This window comes from Capnocytophaga stomatis (assembly GCF_002302635.1).
In the GTDB taxonomy this organism is placed as follows: domain Bacteria; phylum Bacteroidota; class Bacteroidia; order Flavobacteriales; family Flavobacteriaceae; genus Capnocytophaga; species Capnocytophaga stomatis.
The window spans coordinates 1,324,203-1,342,961 of the sequence record NZ_CP022387.1; the positions used below are offsets into that span (position 1 = coordinate 1,324,203).

Genomic DNA, 18,759 nt, shown 5'->3' on the forward strand with positions numbered 1-18,759 from the left:
ATAAATGAAAAAAATCACATTGTTATTACTTATTACTATTACTTCGAGTGTTGCCACAATCTCTGCACAGATTCGTCGTGCAAAGGGTGTGGAACTTCCTGCGAAAGTAGATACCATCAAGGTGCAAGAAAACGAAGAAGCCTTGAAACTTGTGTTCACCCGTTTTAACAAAGCTCAAGAAAAATGGTTCAAATTCAACCAAGTAAACCTGAATTTGAGCGAAGTAGCTTTTTCCAACTGGAGTGCCGGGGGCGAAAATTCTATTTCGGCATTACTTAACGCGAAATTTCGTCGTCGGTATTCCGAGCGAACTTATTTCTGGGACAATGAATTGGAAATAAATTACGGCGTGAATGCTCAAAAAGGAAGAGAACCTCGCAAAACGGACGACAAATTGTCATTGATTTCTGCTTTGGGTTACCGAGGAAATGCTCAATCTTTCTGGTATTACACTGCTCGTTTTCAATTCCTTACTCAATTTAGTAATGGTTATTCTTATCCTAATACGGAAAAAGCAATTTCCAAATTTTTAGCTCCTGCGTACGTTTACTTAGGATTGGGGATTGAGTATGCTCCTAACAACAAAAACAAGTTTAATTTGTTTCTGTCGCCTTTGACGATGAAAACAACGTTGGTTTTGGATAAAGATTTGGCAGACCAAGGCGTTTTCGGTGTTGAAGGAGCCATATACGCACCTGATGGAAGAAAAATCAAATCCGGAAAAAAATCAAATACTGAGCTTGGTTTCTCTGTTTCAGGAAGATGGAATGAAAAAATCGCTGACAATATCCGTTTGGAAAATGTTTTCAATTTCTATGGCGATTACTTGAAAGATTTCGGTAATATTGATTTGGATTGGGAAGCGAACCTGAACTTCAAGGTTAATAGCTATGTTCAAGCTCGAATTGGGTTGCATATAAAATACGATGACGACGTAAAATTCTATTCGTATAAGGATGCTAGCGGAAAAACACACAAGTACGGTGCAAGAACTCAGTTAAAACAAATTTTAGGAATCGGGCTTTCGTACACTTTTTAAATTCGAGAATCATATTCTTGAAATTTAATTGTTAAATCATTCAACTTAAAATGTTTTTAGAAAATACTACAAATCATACAGAAAAATTTGGCTGGATTGAAGTCATTTGCGGCTCGATGTTTTCCGGAAAAACGGAAGAACTCATCCGAAGGCTGCGACGTGCACAATTCGCAAAACAAAAAGTAGAAATTTTCAAACCTGCTTTTGACACACGTTATGATGAAGACAAAGTAGTTTCTCACAATGCCACCGAAATTCACTCAACTCCAGTTCCTGCGGCAACTAATATTTTATTGTTGGCAGATGGTTGCGATGTTATCGGCATTGATGAAGCTCAATTTTTCGATGATGAAATTGTAAATGTTTGTAATGACCTAGCAAACAGAGGAATGCGTGTAATTGTTGCCGGACTGGATATGGATTACAAAGGAAAGCCTTTCGGTCCGATGCCTGCATTAATGGCAACTGCTGAATATGTAACCAAAGTACACGCCGTTTGCACACGCACGGGGAATTTAGCAAACTTTAGTTTTAGAAAATCTGAAAATGAAAACTTGTATATGCTTGGAGAACAGGATACTTACGAACCTCTGAGCAGAGCGGTTTTCTTCAAGGCAATGAAAAACCGAAATCAGGAAGCTACTCACAAAAAATCAGAATCTTAAGTCTATTTTATATTTAAAATTATTTATATCTATATGGAATTTTTATTTACAGCCGATGCCATCGTAGCATTACTTACTCTAACTTTTTTAGAGATAGTTCTTGGGATAGACAACGTTATTTTTATCTCAATTGTAACAGGACGACTTCCTGAAGAAAAACGTAAAAAAGCTACTCGTTTGGGGCTTTTCTTGGCGATGTTTATGCGTATTGCATTGCTTTTCAGTATTTCATTGTTGGTTCAACTTAAAGAACCTTGGATAAGTTTTGATTGGGGCTGGTTCAAAGCCGATTTTAACGGTCAGGCACTTATTCTGCTGGTCGGGGGGATTTTCCTATTGTACAAATCTACGAAGGAAATTCACTCAAAAGTGAATCATATTGACCACGTTACCGACTCAAAAGAAGCCGAAAAATCCAGAGGTGCTTCCTTTAGCAATATCATCGCTCAAATTCTGGTAATTGACTTAATTTTCTCAGTGGATAGTATCCTAACCGCTGTGGGTATGACCAACGGACTTGAAGGAGCTTTGTACATTATGATTATTGCTGTGGTTGTTTCGGTGGGCATTATGATTTTGTTTGCAAACCCTGTCGGAAGTTTTGTGAATCGCAACCCTTCTATCCAGATTTTGGCACTTGCCTTTTTGATTTTGATTGGTTTTATGCTTATTACAGAAAGTATGCACTTATCAGGTGCGGTACTTGCGGAACAAGCAGTTGGAGCCGTTCCGAAAGGATATTTATATTTCGCAATTGCCTTCTCGTTAGGAGTTGAATTCCTCAATATGCGAATGCGTAGAAAATCAAATTAAAGCAGTTTTTCATATAAATAAAAAGGTTCAGAAGTTTTAAGTTTCTGAACCTTTTTTTATTATTCAGCAGATATTTACCTATTTGCTAATTTGTTATGTTGGATATATTTTTCCAACTCTTTTAGAAAGAACGAATGAAATTCAGAAGGTTGTATGTTAAACGTTTCTTCAATCTTACACAGAAATTCTTCCCTATCGTTACCTGAGCCAAGTAACTCGAAAAGTTTTTCTTTGCCGTAATATTCCAAAATGGTGTGGCATAATAAAGCCGAGAAAGCGTAATACGAATCAGCTTTTGTATTGATGACAGTAAATTCTCCTTTATTAAGCATCGTGTAGATATCAACATTTTCTTTTTCTAAAAATGAATAAAAGATTTGCATCAGTTCAGAAAAGTTTAGCCCTCGTGTACCTCCGAAATAGGTAGCAATACCCTCATCTATTAGATGGTTTTTGTTTTCGACTTTTTCAGCCGTATATAAATGTACCATTTCGTGTGGATAGTAGGCTGTGCCATTTCCTGAGAAAATTTCTTTTTGCTCTGTGGAAACTAAGCCTCCATAAGCTTCACCTATTCTCATATCCGTGTCAAAATCAAAACCTCTCAAAATTTTTTGCTCCAAATAATTATCAAAAATAAAATACGAAAAATCAATTTCGGGTAGCTCAAAAAAATCAGCCATTTCCTTGTTAAATTTCAAGGCTTTTTTTACATCTTCTTTACGGAAAAGTTTAGGGTTTTTGTAATAAAATGTTAGATTTCTGATTTTTCTTTTTGTAAATGTATTTATTTGATTTTCAAATATATTTTCGAACTGATAATCTTTATTTACTAAAAAGTTATACGTTGTCAGTATTTTGTCATCATCTGGAGTATTTCCCATCCAAGCCACTCGGATTTGATATTTTTCATCAATATATAACATTGACAAAATGGTGGGTGTGTAACTTCCCATCTTTGCCTTTTCTTCTATAAAATATAAATCTCCTCCTCTAACGTCTATTTCCTCTCCATTGTATTTCCAAAAGGTTGTTTTATCTTGATAAGAAAGATTTTTGGAAAAATAAGCATCTATGAGTGATAAAATAATTTCTTGTTCCTCACGTTTATCCTCATAAAAAAGATAAGGAGAATTAAGTTTGATATTCTCATAATTGTACTGCTTTTGTGCAAAACAAAAGACAGGGAAAAGGATTAATAAAAAGATTTTCAAATATTTTAACATCGTTACAGAGTTTTTTATGGTTTGCTTTTTACATATTTCTCCAATTCTTTCAAAAAGAAATTATGAAATTCAGAAGGTTGTATATTAAAAGTTTCTTCAATCTTGCAAAGAAATTCTTCCCTATCATTACCTGAGCCAAGTAGTTCGAAAAGTTTTTCTTTGCTATAATGTTCCAAAATGGTATGACATAACAAAGCAGCAAAAGCATAATGGAAGTCTATATCCGTTTTAACAAATAGATTGTCATTTGCTTCAATAATTTGATAAATATCAATATCTGTTTGTTGCAAAAATGAATATAGTTCTCGCATAATTTGAGGGAAATAGAGTCCCCCTGAACCACCAAAATAGACAGCTATCCCTTCATCAAGATATGAATTTTTGTGTTTTGCCTTTTGGCGAGTGTACAAGTGTACTATTTCGTGTGGATAATAAGCCGTGCCATTGCCCGAGAAAATAACTTTTAAATAAGGAAAGGCCATACCTCCTTTTTCACTTCCTACCCTCATATCTGTATCAAAATCAAAACCTCTCAAGTGTTTTTGCTCGAAATAATTATCAAAAATAAAACACGAAAAATCAATTTCGGGTAGATCAAAAAACTCCGCCATTTGCTTGTTAAATTTCAAAGCTTTTTTCACATCTTCTTTACGGAAAAGTTTCGAGTTTTTGTAATAAAATGTCAGATTTTTAATTTTTCTTTTTGTAAATGTATCAAAATGATTATCAAACATATTTTCGAACTGATAATCTTTATTTACCAAAAAATTGTAAGTAGCCAATATTTTGTCATCTTCAGGAGTATTTCCCAACCAAGCTATTCGAATTTGATATTTTTCATCAATATAAAGCATTGACAAAATTGTAGGTATGTAATTTCCGTTATCAGCCTCATTTTCTATCCAATATAAGTCATCATTTTTTAATGCAAACAAATTCTCAGGTTTTTTCCAAAAGGTTATTTTGTCTTGATGGGAAAGATTTTTGGAAAAATAAGTATCTATGAGTGATAAAATAATTTCTTGTTCCTCACGTTTATCCTCATAAAAAAGATAAGGAGAATTAAGTTTGATATTCTCATAATTGTACTGCTTTTGTGCAAAACAAAGAAATGGTAACAGAAAAATAAAAATATTCTTTCTCATACATTATGTTTTATACTGTCAGCAAATATAAAACCTGTCTAAACTTTTTAAGAGGAAAATTAAAAGTTCCAAGAATTTTTAGCATTTTTGTTTTGCATAACAAAATGAAAATCAAGGAACTTTGAGCAAAGATATAATAAAAAAATGGATTATTTCCCATTTGAGTATTGGAAAAAGAGGATTTAAAACAAAATTTGATTTATCATTAATTTTTCTTCTGATAGTCAAACGATTAAAAACAGGTTGCCAGTGGAGGGAACTTCCGGTAGAAGTGTATTTTAAAGACCAAAAAATAAGCTATCAAACAGTCTATTATTATTTCAATAAATGGAGTAAAGATGGTAGTTTTAAGCGAATTTGGCTTAATTTGTTGCTTGAGAATCGGAGAAAATTAGATTTATCAAGCGTCCAACTTGATGGTAGTCATACTCGATGTCGAATGGGAGGACAATCTGTTGGTTATCAGTTAAGAAAAAAGTCAAAGACCACGAATTCTATCTTTCTGTGTGATAATTTGGGGCAAATTTTAGCAATGGGTAGTCCAAAATCCGGTAATCATCACGATTTGAATAATATAGACTTTATTTTAAAAGAGATTTTGAATCTTTTGGAGGAAGCGAAAATAGAGCATAAAGGCTTGTTTGTCAATGCAGATGCAGGTTTTGATAGCCGAGACTTAAAAAGTTTTTTACAGGAAAAAGAAATAATACCTAATATCAAACAAAATCCCAGAAATGGACAAAATGAAAATATTTATTTTGACGAAGAATTATATAAAAATCGGTTTAAAATAGAGAGAAGTTTTGCGTGGCTTGATGGTTTTAAAGGATTGATTATAAGATATGAAACCCTAAACACAACTTGGATGGCTATGTTGTATCTAGGGATTATACTAACATTTATTCGAAAAGTTTAAACAAGTTTATAGTCAAAAATCATTGTTGGCAAAATTTCATAAAATAAATCTGTAAAAAAGTCTGTTTCTTATAAAAAACAATATATTTGCACCAAATTTGGCAAAGATTTTGCTACACAAAACGGAGTAACCTAAAAAACACAAATTATTATGATGGGATATTATCTTGTTCTCGGTCTTTTCGGGCTGATTAGTATGGCAGTAAGCTGGCAACTAAAACGAAAATTTCAACACTATTCAGAAGTGCATTTGCGTAACGGTATGTCAGGGGCTGAAATTGCCGAAAAAATGTTACACGATCACGGCATTTACGATGTAAAAGTAGTTTCCACTCCCGGTATGCTTACCGACCACTACAACCCAATGAACAAAACCGTAAATTTAAGCGAAGCTGTTTATAATCAGCGTAATGCAGCCGCAGCAGCTGTTGCTGCTCACGAGTGCGGACACGCAGTGCAACACGCTCAGGCTTATCAATGGCTTACAATGCGTTCCAAGCTGGTGCCTATTGTTAGTATTTCTTCCAATCTTTCTACTTGGGTAATTATGGGAGGATTGATGCTAATGGCAGCTTCTAAATTCGGGATTTATGTGGCACTCGCCGGACTTATTATGTCAGCATTGGCTACCTTATTCAGTTTCATTACATTACCTGTTGAATATGACGCCAGTAACAGAGCTTTGGCGTGGCTTAAAAACAAAAATATGGTTTCACAACAAGAATACGCAGGTGCTGAGGACTCTTTAAAATGGGCTGCAAGAACTTATCTCGTAGCCGCATTAGGTTCACTTGCTACATTATTATACTGGGCATTCAGAATTTTAACCTCTTCAAGAGATTAATAAAAACGAAAAATCAGAATACAATTTTTGTAAAATAAAAAGGCTACTTTATTCAAGTAGCCTTTTCTATTTTTATTATTGTAAATTCACAATAACTTCTTTTCCGTTTTCAACAGTTACATCTTTTCCGTTGATATTCACTGATAAAGATGTTCCTTCCAGTGAAAGTTTTACTTGTTTTTTAGTAACAGAAACTTGCAAAATCTGTCCTCGGAAATTCACTTTAAACGAGTAGCCTTCCCATTGGTCAGGGATTTGCGGTGTGAAATGTAGCTTTCCGTCTCGCATACGCAAACCACCAAAACCTTCCACGATGCTCATCCAAGTACCTGCCATTGAGGTAATGTGAAGCCCTTCGTGAACTTCTTTGTTGTAGTCGTCCAAATCAAGACGAGAAGTTCTCAAATAGAAAGTGTACGCCTGCTCCATTCTGCCAAGTGAAGCCGCTAAAATGCTGTGAACGCAAGGCGAAAGAGACGATTCGTGTACCGTGAACGGCTCGTAAAAATCAAAATGGCGTTGCAATTCTTCCTTAGTAAATTGGTCTTCAAAGAAATAGAATCCTTGTAGCGTATCGGCTTGTTTGATGTAAGGCGAACGCAAAATTCTGTCCCACGACCAATGCTGATTGATAGGACGTTCCTTTTTATCCAACTCGGCAACGGTTATCAATTCTTTATCTAAAAATCCGTCTTGTTGCAAGTACACATTGTATTTTTGGCTGTAAGGATAGTACATATTTTCGGCAACTCCCATCCATTTGGAAACTTCCTCAGCAGAAAGTTTCGTTTTTTCAAGGATTTCAGCATAGCGTTTTGCATCTTGTTCCGCTACTTTATCCAAACATTCTTTGGCGTATTTGATACACCAAGCCGCAATGTAATTCGTGTAAAAATTATTATTGATATTGTTTTCGTATTCGTTAGGACCAGTAACTCCCAGAATTACAAATTTTTCTTTTTCAGCAGAATACGTAGCTCGCTGATGCCAGAATCGGGCAATTCCGATAAGCACTTCCAAGCCCATTTCAGGTACGTACGAAAAATCGCCCGTGTAACGCACATAATTGTAAATAGCGAAGGCAATGGCTCCGTTTCGGTGGATTTCTTCAAAAGTGATTTCCCACTCGTTGTGGCATTCCTCACCGTTCATCGTTACCATCGGGTAGAGAGCTGCACCATTTTTAAAGCCCAATTTTTCCGCATTTTCAATGGCTTTCCCGAGTTGGTCATAACGATATTTTAGCAGATTGCGAGCCACTTCGGCATTTTTGGTCGCCATATAGAAAGGTAAGCAATAAGCCTCTGTATCCCAGTAAGTGCTTCCTCCGTATTTTTCGCCCGTAAATCCTTTAGGACCAATATTTAAACGTGGGTCTTTGCCCGAATACGTTTGATTCAATTGGAAGATATTGAAACGAATCGCTTGCTGTGCTTTCACATCGCCCTCGATGGTAATGTCTGCCATTTTCCAGATTTCTGCCCAATCTTCTTTTTGGTCTTTCAGTAATTCATCGAAGCCTAAGGCACTTATTTTTAGCAGCAAATATTCAGTTTCTTCAATCAATTTTTCTTTCGGATGATTGAAAGAAGTTACATATCCTGCAAATTTCTCAAATCGAGCAGTTTGCCCTTTTCCTACCTTTGCATTATACACTAAACCGACGTAGGTTTCTTCCTGTTTTGCTTCTTTCAAAGCTATTTTTTGTCCGCCAACTTCCAACTGATTTTCCATAAAAGTACACACACGGAAAGCCGTTTTTTTAGTTTCCGCCACGATGAAACCTTTATTGTTTACGTGCTGTACTTCAAGGGTATTCCAAAATTTTTCCTCCCAGTTCGTGTCGTGATTTTCGATGGAAGAATCCAGATACGACTCAAAGTTAATTTCAGCATCGGTATTTAGTGGAGTAACTTCATAGCGGATTACTCCGACCTCATCGTATTGCATTGACAGAAAACGAGTTGCCTCCACTTTCAGTTCCAATCCGTTAGGCAAGGTAGCCACGAACGAACGAAGGTAAACGCCTTCCTTCATATTCAGTACACGTTTGAAATCACGCACCGAAGCCGTGTTCAAATCCAATGCCTCGCCGTTTGCCGTAACGTTGATACCCACCCAACTCGGAGCGTTCAACACTTTTGCGAAATACTCCGGATAGCCGTTTTTCCACCAGCCCACTTTGGTTTTGTCAGGATAATACACACCACCGATATAGCTTCCTTGGAACGTTTTTCCTGAATATTTTTCCTCGAACGTGGTTCGTTGCCCCATCGCACCGTTGCCCAAACTGAACAAACTCTCGGACTGCATTACGCGGTCTTTCTCAAATCCTTCCTCAATAATGCACCAAGCATCAGGAATAATATAATTTTGATTCATATCTTCTTTTTTTTTATCTTTTTATCTAAATCCTTTCAAATATATTCATTTTTGCTGTTTTCCAAATAGAAATTCGCTTCCCCGAATTATTTTCTGTCAATTTCTAAATAGAAATTACATATTCATATAAAAATTTATTGAGTTCATCATTTATTTTCATATTTGTACTTTTGTCTTGAAACAAAAGTACCAAAAATTCAAGGCTGTGGATATTTCGCTAAAAATCAAATCATTTCGCAGAAAATCTCCAAACTCGCTAACGCTCAAACAATGGATATTTTCTACGCTCCATTCATTGATTTTCTTAACGCTCCATCTCCAATGCCAGTGAAATTATAACAATAAACTCAAAATCAACACTTAAGTATAAAATATGTATTTAAGTAATAACCTTTAAAAATTTATTCATTTTTAAGCATAATACACTACGTCAAGTTTATATTCTTTTACGAAACTTATGAAATTTCGATGCCCAAAAGAATGCTAACGGAAAACTTATAATCATTACCACAATTCCTACGACTGTCCACCAAAACATCTCTTCAAAAGACAGAATATCTGATTCAACAAACTTCCAAAATGTGTAAAAACAATACGGAAGCGACAGTAGGGAGGTAATTATCACCGGGACATACTTCCCATACACCAACCATTGTACGATGTGTACCCATAAATGAATGAAAAACGCCATAAATCCGGCAAACCACCAACCGTAATTCCCAAACCAAACCGACAAATAACAAACAACTGAAAGCAACACAAATTCGTGGGCTACCGCTACCGCAAAATCGACTGTGGAATATGCAAAAAAATTATTGCGAGTCAGGAATTTTTCCAGCCTCGGGAAACGTTGCCTTAATTCATCTCGATTTTTGGAAAGCCACGTCTCGAACATTACAACTTCCTCAAAATCGTGCACCATAAATACAGCAGGAAGCAACACCATAAGTAATTGTAATTCTGACATTTTATTCAAATTTCGTTCAATTGTTAATGTGTGTTTGCCGAATTCAAATCAATCACCATCACATAATCTTCCTCATTTTCCTTGGCGACGTAAAAACCCATTTTCAAATACATTTTTGCTGCATAATTGGCTTTCTGCACAGATAATGAAGCTTTTTCGTAGCCCTCCTCAGCAAGTTGGTCAAGCAGTTTTTGGAATAATTTTGTGCCAATGCCTTGATTTCGATATTCTGAATAAAGCGAAATTGAAAGTGAAGGTGTTTGGTCGTCAATATGCCCATAATCATTAACAATACGCGACCACGCCGCACCAACAATTTTCTTTTCAACCTCTGCAACAAAAGCAATATCAACTTTTTGAGTTCCGAAATCCGCAATATAGAGCTGTAATTCAGGCAAAAGAATAATATCCCGTGACGGTGGAGCCACTCCTTCCGGCAGAAAGATAGCTTCATACAGAAAATCTTCCAAAAGCGGATACTCACTCGGATTCATCGGACGTATATTTACAACATTTTTCATCGGTCAGATATAGTTTATTGCTTTATATAACTAACTCAATTTAAATTATCGAGCTTTAAAATTCTCCTTTGAAGGAAGTATCCGAAGGACGGAGGATGTTGCACTGAAAATCACATCCCCCTACCCCCTTGAAAGGGAGAATTGTAACCACAAATTATTTCAAGTTAGTTATATCATCAGATTGAAAACTTAAATCGACAGGATTTTTTTTATCGATAATTTACTCTTCAAAAAGCTCTTTTCTTAACTCTTCACAAATTTCTGCTATTTCCAACATCACTTCTTCTGGGCACATTTCACTCAAATCGTATGATAAAGGTTCTGCCACAAAATCTTTCAAAGCTTTATTCATTTGTTTATTTTCCTCTTGAGTTGATATAATTTTAATATTCAATGAAGTAGCATCAAAATTTCCTTCCGAAAGTTCGCTCAAATTAACGCTACCATTCTTTTTGCATTCCAAAAGTAATGCAGCTAAATCAGTAATTAAATCAATTGCATAATAAAACTCACATTCAATTCCTTGTTTATCCGTATAGATAAGCAAAGTGTCTGTTTGACGAAAATCCCAAGCCAAGCTTTCTAAACCTGTATCAGAGAAGATTTCACTCAAGGTAATTTCTTCCTTTTGCTTGTCTAGAAGATAATCCACCAATGTCAAACTATCATCTGTATCACCAATATAGTTATTCCAGTATTTACCTGTAATATACATATTTATAAGTTTTAAATAGGACTTTCTATTTTTCCATACGTAATATTTCGTCAAAACCAGAAAAAACTTCATCAGCTTCCGTTAGAACTTCAGACGAGCCAATCCCAATGGTTTTCATTCCGGCTCGTTTAGCCGCTTCAATACCTGCTTCAGCATCTTCAAAAACCACACAATCCGAGTTGGAAAGCCCTAATTTTTTGGCTGCCGTTACGAAAACTTCGGGGTCGGGTTTGGCTTTGGTAACATCATTTCCGTCCACAATGGCATCAAAATACGAAATTATCCCGAGCTTTTGCAAAATCGGACGGGCATTTTTACTTGCCGAACCAAGAGCAATCTTTATATTTTCTTGCTTTGCCTTCTCCAAGAATGCTTTAACCCCAGGTAATATATCGTTTTCGTTCATCTTTTCCACATACGTGAGATAATCGGCATTTTTGCGAGTGGCAAGCTCATCGAACTTTTCGGACGAAACCGAAACGCTAGCCCAATTCAATATTTTTTGAAGCGAATCAACACGGCTCACACCCTTAAGCTGCTCGTTAAGCTCGTGAGTAAGCTGAAAACCAAATTCTTCCCCAATTTTTTTCCAAGCCAAGAAATGAAACTTTGCCGTATCCACAATCACGCCATCTAAATCAAATATATATCCTTTCATTTGTTAAGTATAAAGTTAAAAGTTTTAAGTATAAAAAAACCAAGTTGCAAGTGTAAAGTTGCAAGGATAAAGGATAAAGTGTAAAGGATAAAGAACCAAGTTACAAGTTACAAGTTGTAAGTTATAAGTGTAAAGGATAAATATTTAATCTCTAACTACTGATTCCTAACCACTAACCCCTAATTCCTATTGCCTACTTTATGGAATCTTTCACCCGAAGAGTTAAAAATCCTGCCAAAATCATTGCACATCCTCCGATAATCAAAGCATAAATAGGCTGGTTATCAAAGAATTTACTCACCACCGAACCTAAAATCGTAGCGGCAACAATCTGCGGAAGTACAATAAAGAAGTTAAACACTCCCATATAGTATCCCATTTTGTTGGACGGCAACGCCCCCGAAAGAATCGCGTATGGCATCGAAAGAATACTTGCCCAAGCAATCCCCACACCTATCATTGAGAGAATGAGCATATTAGGGTCGGAAATGAAATAAATGGAAATCAATCCTAACCCTCCGAAAACCAAACAAATAAGATGTGTTACCTTTCGGCTTGTTGCCCTTGCCATCACCGGAAGCAAAAACGCTACCAATGCTGCCACACCGTTATAAACTGCAAAAAGTACCGAAACCCAGTCCGCTCCCTGATTGTAAAGCTCTGATGTAGTGTCCTTTTCGGGAACTCCGTAGATATGCCCCGTTACGGCTGCCGTGGTGTAAATCCACATTGAAAAGAGAGCAAACCACGAGAAAAATTGCACCCAAGCCAGTTGTTTCATCGTTTTGGGCATATAAAGCATATCGGTAGTGATGGTTACGAAACCGTTTTCGGAAAATCCTTTACGATGTGCTAAAGCCGTCAGCAAGAAGGAAGCTCCCAGACCTATCAATCCGAAAGAAAGTATGAATAATTCTTTTTCTAATTCTATTTGAAAGAGAGCAAAAGTCAAAAGCAACCCAACTGTCAAAGCGATAGTTCCTGCGGTGGTTAATCGGTTGGATTTTTCGGCAGAAGTAACCGTTTCGGTGTATTTTTCTTCATTTTTCTCACTTTCAAAGGATTTCAATTCTTCTGGAGAATATTCTTTACTGGAGAAAACCGTCCAGCAAACCGCCACTAAAAACACAATCGCACCAGCGTAGAACGACCATTTCACCGAATCGGGAATAACCCCTTCAGGAGCCGTATTGCTGATTCCGAAGTAATTCGTGTAAATATACGGTAAAGCCGAACCTACAACCGCTCCCACTCCGATGAAAAAACTTTGCATTGCAAATCCTGTAGTTCTTTGGCTGTCAGGGAGATTGTCGCCAACAAAAGCTCGAAAAGGCTCCATTGAAATATTGATAGAGGCATCCATCATCCAAAGCGTTCCGGCGGCAATCCAGAGTGAAGGCGAATTAGGCATAATACACAGTGCGATAGAAGATAAAATCGCACCGATTAAAAAGTACGGTCGGCGACGCCCAAGACGTGTCCAAGTTCGGTCGCTGATGTACCCGATAATGGGCTGAATAATCAGTCCCGTAACGGGAGCGGCAATCCACAAGATAGGAATGCTTTCCACACTGGCTCCCAATGTTTCAAATATCCGTGAGGTATTGGCATTCTGCAAGGCAAACCCAAATTGGATACCCAAAAAACCAAAACTCATATTCCATATTTCCCAAAAACTTAATTTTCGTTTTTCCATCTCAATTACATTTACATATGACTACCCCAATTGGCATACTGCCAACAAAGCAATTTATTACGTATTTTTCAATAGGAAGCAACCTCCCCTACTTTAAATATCAAATGGGCAGATTACTATTTTTGAGAAGTATGTGAATTGTTGCGACAAATGTATGAATTTTTTCAAGAAAAACAAAATTATATTACTTCTGTCACTCTCTTTCTTTTGCAAAAGAATCCGTTTATTCAACAAAAAAACATATCTTTGCGATACGGGAATATTCTTTACTTCTTTGTTTAAAATCAGAACAATCAAATAATTCGTAAATTAAAAAATGAATGAAAATATCCGTAGTCATCAATACATATAATGCTGAAAAACATCTGCAAACAGTTCTGGAAACTGTAAAGGATTTTGATGAAATTGTGATTTGTGATATGTACAGCACGGACAGAACCATCGAAATTGCAGGGAAATACAATTGTAAAATCATTTATCACGAGCGTTTTACGTATGTGGAACCAGCTCGGAATTTTGCTATTCATCAAGCTGAAAATGAATGGGTTTTAGTAATTGACGCTGATGAGACTGTTCCTCCAAAATTAAAAGAATATCTGTACGACATTATCAAAACTCCAAACTTGGGAGGAGTTTATATTCCGTTTAAAAATTTCTTTATAAACAAATGGATGCGGTCAGCATATCCTGACTTCAAATTGCGATTTTTCAGAAAAGAAGGTGCTTATTGGCCTAATGAAATTCATTCCACCGTAAAGGTAAAAGGCGATGTAATAAAAATCCCGAGAGGAAGAACTGATTTGGCTTCTGACCATTTGGCAAATGATTCCGTCAGTACAATTTTAAGAAAAACAGACACTTACAGTGACGCTGAAATTGAGCGGAAAAAGAATAAAAAAATCACGACTTTCGGTCTTATTTTTTCTCCATTTTTTTGGTTTATAAAATATTACTTCATCAAAAAAGGATTTCTGGACGGAAAAAAAGGATTCATATTTGCCTGTCTTAAGGCACAATCAAAATTGGTAATATTAGCAAAAGTATACGAATATCAAGAGCAAAATAAAGTAACAAAATGAAAGTAAGCCTTATAATAACTACTTACAATTGGGAAGAGGCACTGGAGCTGGTTCTTAAAAGTGTTTTAAGACAAAACATTCTGCCTGATGAAGTTATTGTTGCAGATGATGGCTCCGGAAACAAAACAAAATCATTAATCAATGAATATAAAAAACTATTTCCTGTACCTTTACACCACATATGGCACGAGGACAACGGCTTTAGGCTTTCAGCTATTCGCAATAAGGCTATAGAAAAAGCTCAATATGAGTATATTATTCAAATTGATGGCGATGTGATTTTACATCCTAAATTCATTGAAGACCACAAAAAGTATGCCTGCAAAAATTGCTTTGTAACGGGTTCTCGTGTTATGCTGGGAGCGAAAACAACTGAGAAAATAATTGAAAACAAGTCGTTACTTTTCAGCTTCATAAACAGAGAAAATTCCAATAAATTCAACGGCATTTACTTTCCCTTGTTTAATAATCTATTCAGTCATCCTAAAAATAAGCCTATAGAACGCCTAATAGTTCGTGTAAGAGGCTGTAATATGGCATTCTGGCGTGAAGATTTAATTGCAGTAAATGGATATGATGAAAACTTTGTTGGCTGGGGGCGTGAAGACTCAGAAATAGTTACGAGGCTTATAAAAAAAGGTGTTTACAGAAAAAAAATCAAATTTGCTGCCATCCAATATCATCTTTATCACAAAACTAGCTCAAAGGATAATCTAAAAACAAATGAAGAAATACTTCAAAAAGCTTTATTAAGCAACTCATTCAGAGTAAAAAACGGTATTTTGAAAATCAATTAAAGTATGAGTAGTCCATTAATTTCGATTATAGTACCCATTTATAATGTAGGAAAGCACATCAAAAGATGCATTGATTCGCTACTTTGCCAAACCTATGAAAACATTGAAATTTTAATAATCAATGATGGAAGTACAGACAATACCTCTCAGATTCTTTCCGATTATGCCAACGAAAAAAAAATTTATATTTTTCATCAAGAAAACAAGGGAGTCTCCTTTAGTAGAAACTTTGGTATAAAACAATCAAAAGGTGATTATATTTGTTTTGTAGATGGGGACGATTATGTTTCACCTCATTATTGCGAAAAATTATATGAAAATATAGCGAAACATAGCGCAGATATAAGTATTTGTCGTTTTCAAAAGGTTTTTAATAACGAAATAGCTCCCATAAAAACAGATGGTCAAACAAAAATATACTCGCAAATAGAGGCACTTTCTTTAATTTTTGAGGATAAGGAATTACAAAGTCACCCTTGGGGAAAACTCTTTAAGAAGGAAATAATATGTGATGTTTCTTTTCCCACGGATAGAAAGGCTTATGAGGATTATGTGACCATTTTTCGAATCATCTCAAAATCAAGTAGAGTAGTTGTTTTTAATGAGGTACTATATTATTACATATTTTATCCGAATAGCTTAAGTAACAATGTAAGTACCCAAATGTACTATGAATTTTTTACCGCCTTAATGGAGATGTATGACTATGCCAAAACAAGAAAAAATGAGCTTCCTCGGTGGAAATATTTTATTAAAAAAACAGCGAGACAAACACTCTCTTGTGCAAAAAACATATCTATCCACAAAAAAACAGCAAGTGATCATTCTATGATTAGAAATCTTCAAAAGGAAATCAAGAGATTTTATCTTTCTGAAAAAGAATACATACCTTTCTCTATTAAATGGAAGTTTTTTTTATTTTTGAACGTCCCTAGCTTGTATAATCTGTATATTTCCTACAAAAAAACTTAGTTATCTTTTGCACTAACAGTTTTAACGTCCGCAAAAAATATGAAAAATAGGAAAGGAACAGTTATATAAGTTCCTAAATAAAAACAAAACAACACATCAGTATTCATAATTAGTAGAAATATCAGCATTGTATACTGTATAATTCGGTCTTTTATTTTTAAAACACTTATTATCCAAAACACAAACAAAGCAAGCCCAATAATCCCTAAATCAATAAAAACAGAAATAAAATCATTGTGAACATGGAAAATCCCTGTATCTTTCATTATGAAACGTTGTGTTGCAGTTCCTTCTCCAAAAAGTAGACTTTGATTAATTATCTGATTATAAACAATATTAAAAGTATTGTTCCGTATCGGATCTGAAAAGTAGCTTGTCTTTGTAGTCAAAAAAGCAATTGCCGCTATTGCAAAAATGACAGCTAAAGTCATTAAAATATATTTTTTTAAAGGTGAAATCCTATCACTGAAATGAAACCATACAAGCAAAGCAATCGCTATGAAATATCCTAAAATACCTATTCTTGATTGAACTATAAACACAAAGAACAAAAGTAAAACAGCATATAATATTATCTCGTAAACAGAAATTAAATTAGGTTTTTCCCTTCGTACAAGAGCACCCAAACCACCAACAACAAGAAAAATCCAAGAAATAAAACTCGGATGTTTAAAATATGACCAACTTAGAACCTCAAGGAAATTCATGTATGCCTTGTTAAAAGTGAAAAAATTGAATAGTTGATTGTGAGAAAAATCAACATAAATTAGGTAAAACATGAAATTACAAGCCAAAAGGAATAAAAACAACTTAAAACAAATGTTTATAAAAGCGTATTGCTCTTTTATATTAACGCGAAACCCAAGACAAATAATCGGAACAAGAAATGAGAAAATCAACATTTCCTCTTTTACCATATCTAAAGTGTATGCTATATTGTCGCTCCAAAGTATCCCTAAATATTTCATTATTACAAAAGCAAAAAAAGTAAGGATAACGGTATCAGGTTTTTTCCATTTCCTATAGACAAGAGAATATAATCCAGCGATGAACAGTAACAAGATATCGAATCTGAAAGTAATTTTATGTTTATAAGTCCAAAGTAAAACAACACAAGCCGCCACAACAATAGCTATATTACGAAGCCACCGTCCCTTTTGAAAAAGATAACGATGTTTGATAATAATCCAAGCTGTCACACAAAACAATCCGTAAGTGAAGCTACTATTGATGAACAAATTCCTATAAAATTCATTATCCCAAGGAAAATCTACAAAGGATATAATTAAAAAAGTTCCTATAATTGGAAGAACAGCCGCCAATATGACCCAATTTTTGAGAATTATTGACTTTTCAATTGCTTGATTAAATTTATCCATTGGTTTCATCTAATAAATTAAAAATTTCCGAATCTATTTCTACATCAAATTTTCGAGCAAATAATTTTTGTTCTTGTTGAATAAGTTCCTGTAAATCTGTAGATTGAAATAAAACAGGAAGCTGACAACCTTTTCTATCCCAATTTACATATGTAACTGAAGGTTTTATCTTAATTCCCACATCCGATTCCTGCAAATGCATCAGTACAGAATGAAAAAAAATCTCATCGGGAGAAGAAGTAAACTTATAATAATCCTCTAAGTTTTCCTTATTTTCTCGCAGATAGAAAACCATTTTCTGAAATGTTTGCTCATTAAAAGCACACCACTGCGAACCTGCGTATTGTTTGGGAAAAATAGGCTTCCTTTCTGGTAATTGAAACAGTTTCTTCAAATTCGTAAAAGACAATCTTCCCTTCAGAAAGTGAGTTAAAATACGGATTTTTTGCTTTATATTTGTATGAAAAAAAGGTGCATACGAGTTACTATCACTACGCTTAGAAGAATGCAAAATATGGTAGTGAAAAATCTTATCCTTTACCACTTTCTTTTTCCATTTCTTCTCTATCGGTATAATTTCTATAAAATTATAGTCTTTATTAACACTTAGGAATTTATTAATTTCTACCTGATTTTTAATAGGATAATCTTGTCCGCTCATCAATATAACAAATCCCTTTCGGTTATCATTCTTGACGGCTTCCATCAAGTTTAACGTTGCTTTTACGATAGAAAAGTCCCCCCAAAAACACTTCTCTCTCTTCGAAATAAAAAAAACGTTAGGTTTATTGATATCTTTCTGAAAATCATCAATTTTCACTCTTAAATCCAAATGTATGTAAAAGTAAGCCTGCCCATCATCAAGTTTATCTATCATACGAGCAAGTTGTTTTGGATTTCTATGAGCTAAAATGATATAATTTTTCTGCATAAACAAAGTTTTTCA

The 18,759-nt window shown here is 35.0% G+C and carries 19 protein-coding genes; 9 read left to right on the forward strand and 10 right to left on the reverse strand.

Translation table 11 applies throughout. From position 1 onward, the window contains the following. Nucleotides 1–4 precede the first annotated feature (4 nt). The 3 genes from CGC58_RS05990 to CGC58_RS06000 are packed head-to-tail and all read left to right on the forward strand — an operon-like array spanning nt 5 to nt 2,517. Nucleotides 5–1,039: a DUF3078 domain-containing protein gene (locus tag CGC58_RS05990; protein ID WP_095895802.1), complete on the forward strand. Its 1,035-nt coding sequence runs from the start codon at nt 5–7 to the stop codon at nt 1,037–1,039. 50 nt (nt 1,040–1,089) lie between these two features. Further along, entirely contained in the window at nt 1,090–1,704 is a 615-nt protein-coding gene (locus CGC58_RS05995) for a thymidine kinase (RefSeq protein WP_095895804.1), read from the forward strand. A 33-nt stretch (nt 1,705–1,737) separates the two neighbouring features. Next, complete coding sequence (locus CGC58_RS06000; RefSeq protein WP_095895806.1) at nt 1,738–2,517, forward strand: TerC family protein; 780 nt, start codon at nt 1,738–1,740, stop codon at nt 2,515–2,517. 74 nt (nt 2,518–2,591) lie between these two features. Here the strand turns inward: CGC58_RS06000 and CGC58_RS06005 are convergent, their stop codons facing one another. Next, nucleotides 2,592–3,743 carry a hypothetical protein gene (locus CGC58_RS06005; RefSeq protein WP_095895808.1) on the reverse strand — a complete coding sequence of 384 codons (1,152 nt, stop codon included), beginning with the start codon at nt 3,741–3,743 and terminating at the stop codon, nt 2,592–2,594. 14 nt (nt 3,744–3,757) lie between these two features. Then, nucleotides 3,758–4,888 carry a hypothetical protein gene (locus CGC58_RS06010; RefSeq protein ID WP_095895810.1) on the reverse strand — a complete coding sequence of 377 codons (1,131 nt, stop codon included), beginning with the start codon at nt 4,886–4,888 and terminating at the stop codon, nt 3,758–3,760. A 121-nt stretch (nt 4,889–5,009) separates the two neighbouring features. On the opposite strand from CGC58_RS06010, the gene CGC58_RS06015 reads away from it, so the two are divergent. Both CGC58_RS06015 and CGC58_RS06020 read left to right on the forward strand, forming a co-directional pair. Beyond that, nucleotides 5,010–5,804, forward strand: a complete 795-nt coding sequence (locus CGC58_RS06015; RefSeq protein ID WP_095895812.1) for an IS5 family transposase — start codon at nt 5,010–5,012, stop codon at nt 5,802–5,804. Between the two features lie 150 nt (nt 5,805–5,954). Continuing rightward, nucleotides 5,955–6,647 carry a zinc metallopeptidase gene (locus CGC58_RS06020; RefSeq protein ID WP_095895814.1) on the forward strand — a complete coding sequence of 231 codons (693 nt, stop codon included), beginning with the start codon at nt 5,955–5,957 and terminating at the stop codon, nt 6,645–6,647. A gap of 75 nt (nt 6,648–6,722) precedes the next feature. On the opposite strand, the gene CGC58_RS06025 is transcribed toward CGC58_RS06020, so the two are convergent. Further along, nucleotides 6,723–9,029, reverse strand: a complete 2,307-nt coding sequence (locus CGC58_RS06025) for a glycoside hydrolase family 65 protein (RefSeq protein ID WP_095895815.1) — start codon at nt 9,027–9,029, stop codon at nt 6,723–6,725. Nucleotides 9,030–9,191: 162 nt separating this feature from the next. On the opposite strand from CGC58_RS06025, the gene CGC58_RS12815 reads away from it, so the two are divergent. Next, the gene (locus CGC58_RS12815) at nt 9,192–9,368 is read left to right on the forward strand and encodes a hypothetical protein (RefSeq protein ID WP_198540765.1); all 177 of its coding nucleotides are present in this window, start codon (nt 9,192–9,194) and stop codon (nt 9,366–9,368) included. Nucleotides 9,369–9,465: 97 nt separating this feature from the next. On the opposite strand, the gene CGC58_RS06030 is transcribed toward CGC58_RS12815, so the two are convergent. The 5 genes from CGC58_RS06030 to CGC58_RS06050 form a co-directional block, all read right to left on the reverse strand. Then, nucleotides 9,466–9,996, reverse strand: coding sequence for an HXXEE domain-containing protein (locus CGC58_RS06030; protein WP_095895816.1), 531 nt, complete (start codon nt 9,994–9,996; stop codon nt 9,466–9,468). A gap of 23 nt (nt 9,997–10,019) precedes the next feature. Further along, nucleotides 10,020–10,517 carry a GNAT family N-acetyltransferase gene (locus tag CGC58_RS06035; protein ID WP_095895818.1) on the reverse strand — a complete coding sequence of 166 codons (498 nt, stop codon included), beginning with the start codon at nt 10,515–10,517 and terminating at the stop codon, nt 10,020–10,022. A gap of 220 nt (nt 10,518–10,737) precedes the next feature. Beyond that, on the reverse strand, nt 10,738–11,232 hold the full coding sequence (locus CGC58_RS06040; protein ID WP_095897135.1) for an imm68 putative immunity domain-containing protein: 495 nt from the start codon (nt 11,230–11,232) through the stop codon (nt 10,738–10,740). Between the two features lie 25 nt (nt 11,233–11,257). Next, nucleotides 11,258–11,890 (reverse strand): beta-phosphoglucomutase, encoded by a 633-nt coding sequence (pgmB, locus tag CGC58_RS06045; RefSeq protein WP_095895820.1) that lies wholly within the window; start codon nt 11,888–11,890, stop codon nt 11,258–11,260. A 193-nt stretch (nt 11,891–12,083) separates the two neighbouring features. Beyond that, on the reverse strand, nt 12,084–13,586 hold the full coding sequence (locus tag CGC58_RS06050) for an MFS transporter (RefSeq protein ID WP_095895822.1): 1,503 nt from the start codon (nt 13,584–13,586) through the stop codon (nt 12,084–12,086). Nucleotides 13,587–13,906: 320 nt separating this feature from the next. Here CGC58_RS06050 and CGC58_RS06055 point away from each other — a divergent pair, with 320 nt between their 5' ends. The 3 genes from CGC58_RS06055 to CGC58_RS06065 are packed head-to-tail and all read left to right on the forward strand — an operon-like array spanning nt 13,907 to nt 16,434. Then, on the forward strand, nt 13,907–14,665 hold the full coding sequence (locus tag CGC58_RS06055) for a glycosyltransferase family 2 protein (RefSeq protein WP_095895824.1): 759 nt from the start codon (nt 13,907–13,909) through the stop codon (nt 14,663–14,665). After that, nucleotides 14,662–15,462 carry a glycosyltransferase family 2 protein gene (locus CGC58_RS06060; protein WP_095895826.1) on the forward strand — a complete coding sequence of 267 codons (801 nt, stop codon included), beginning with the start codon at nt 14,662–14,664 and terminating at the stop codon, nt 15,460–15,462. Before CGC58_RS06055 ends, CGC58_RS06060 begins: the two co-directional genes overlap by 4 nt. 3 nt (nt 15,463–15,465) lie before the next feature. Beyond that, complete coding sequence (locus tag CGC58_RS06065; protein WP_095895828.1) at nt 15,466–16,434, forward strand: glycosyltransferase family 2 protein; 969 nt, start codon at nt 15,466–15,468, stop codon at nt 16,432–16,434. Here CGC58_RS06065 and CGC58_RS06070 read toward each other — a convergent pair. Continuing rightward, the gene (locus CGC58_RS06070) at nt 16,431–17,822 is read right to left on the reverse strand and encodes an O-antigen ligase family protein (RefSeq protein WP_157909215.1); all 1,392 of its coding nucleotides are present in this window, start codon (nt 17,820–17,822) and stop codon (nt 16,431–16,433) included. The genes CGC58_RS06065 and CGC58_RS06070 overlap by 4 nt on opposite strands. Further along, entirely contained in the window at nt 17,806–18,744 is a 939-nt protein-coding gene (locus CGC58_RS06075; protein WP_095895830.1) for a beta-1,6-N-acetylglucosaminyltransferase, read from the reverse strand. Before CGC58_RS06075 ends, CGC58_RS06070 begins: the two co-directional genes overlap by 17 nt. Between the last annotated feature and the right edge of the window lie 15 nt (nt 18,745–18,759).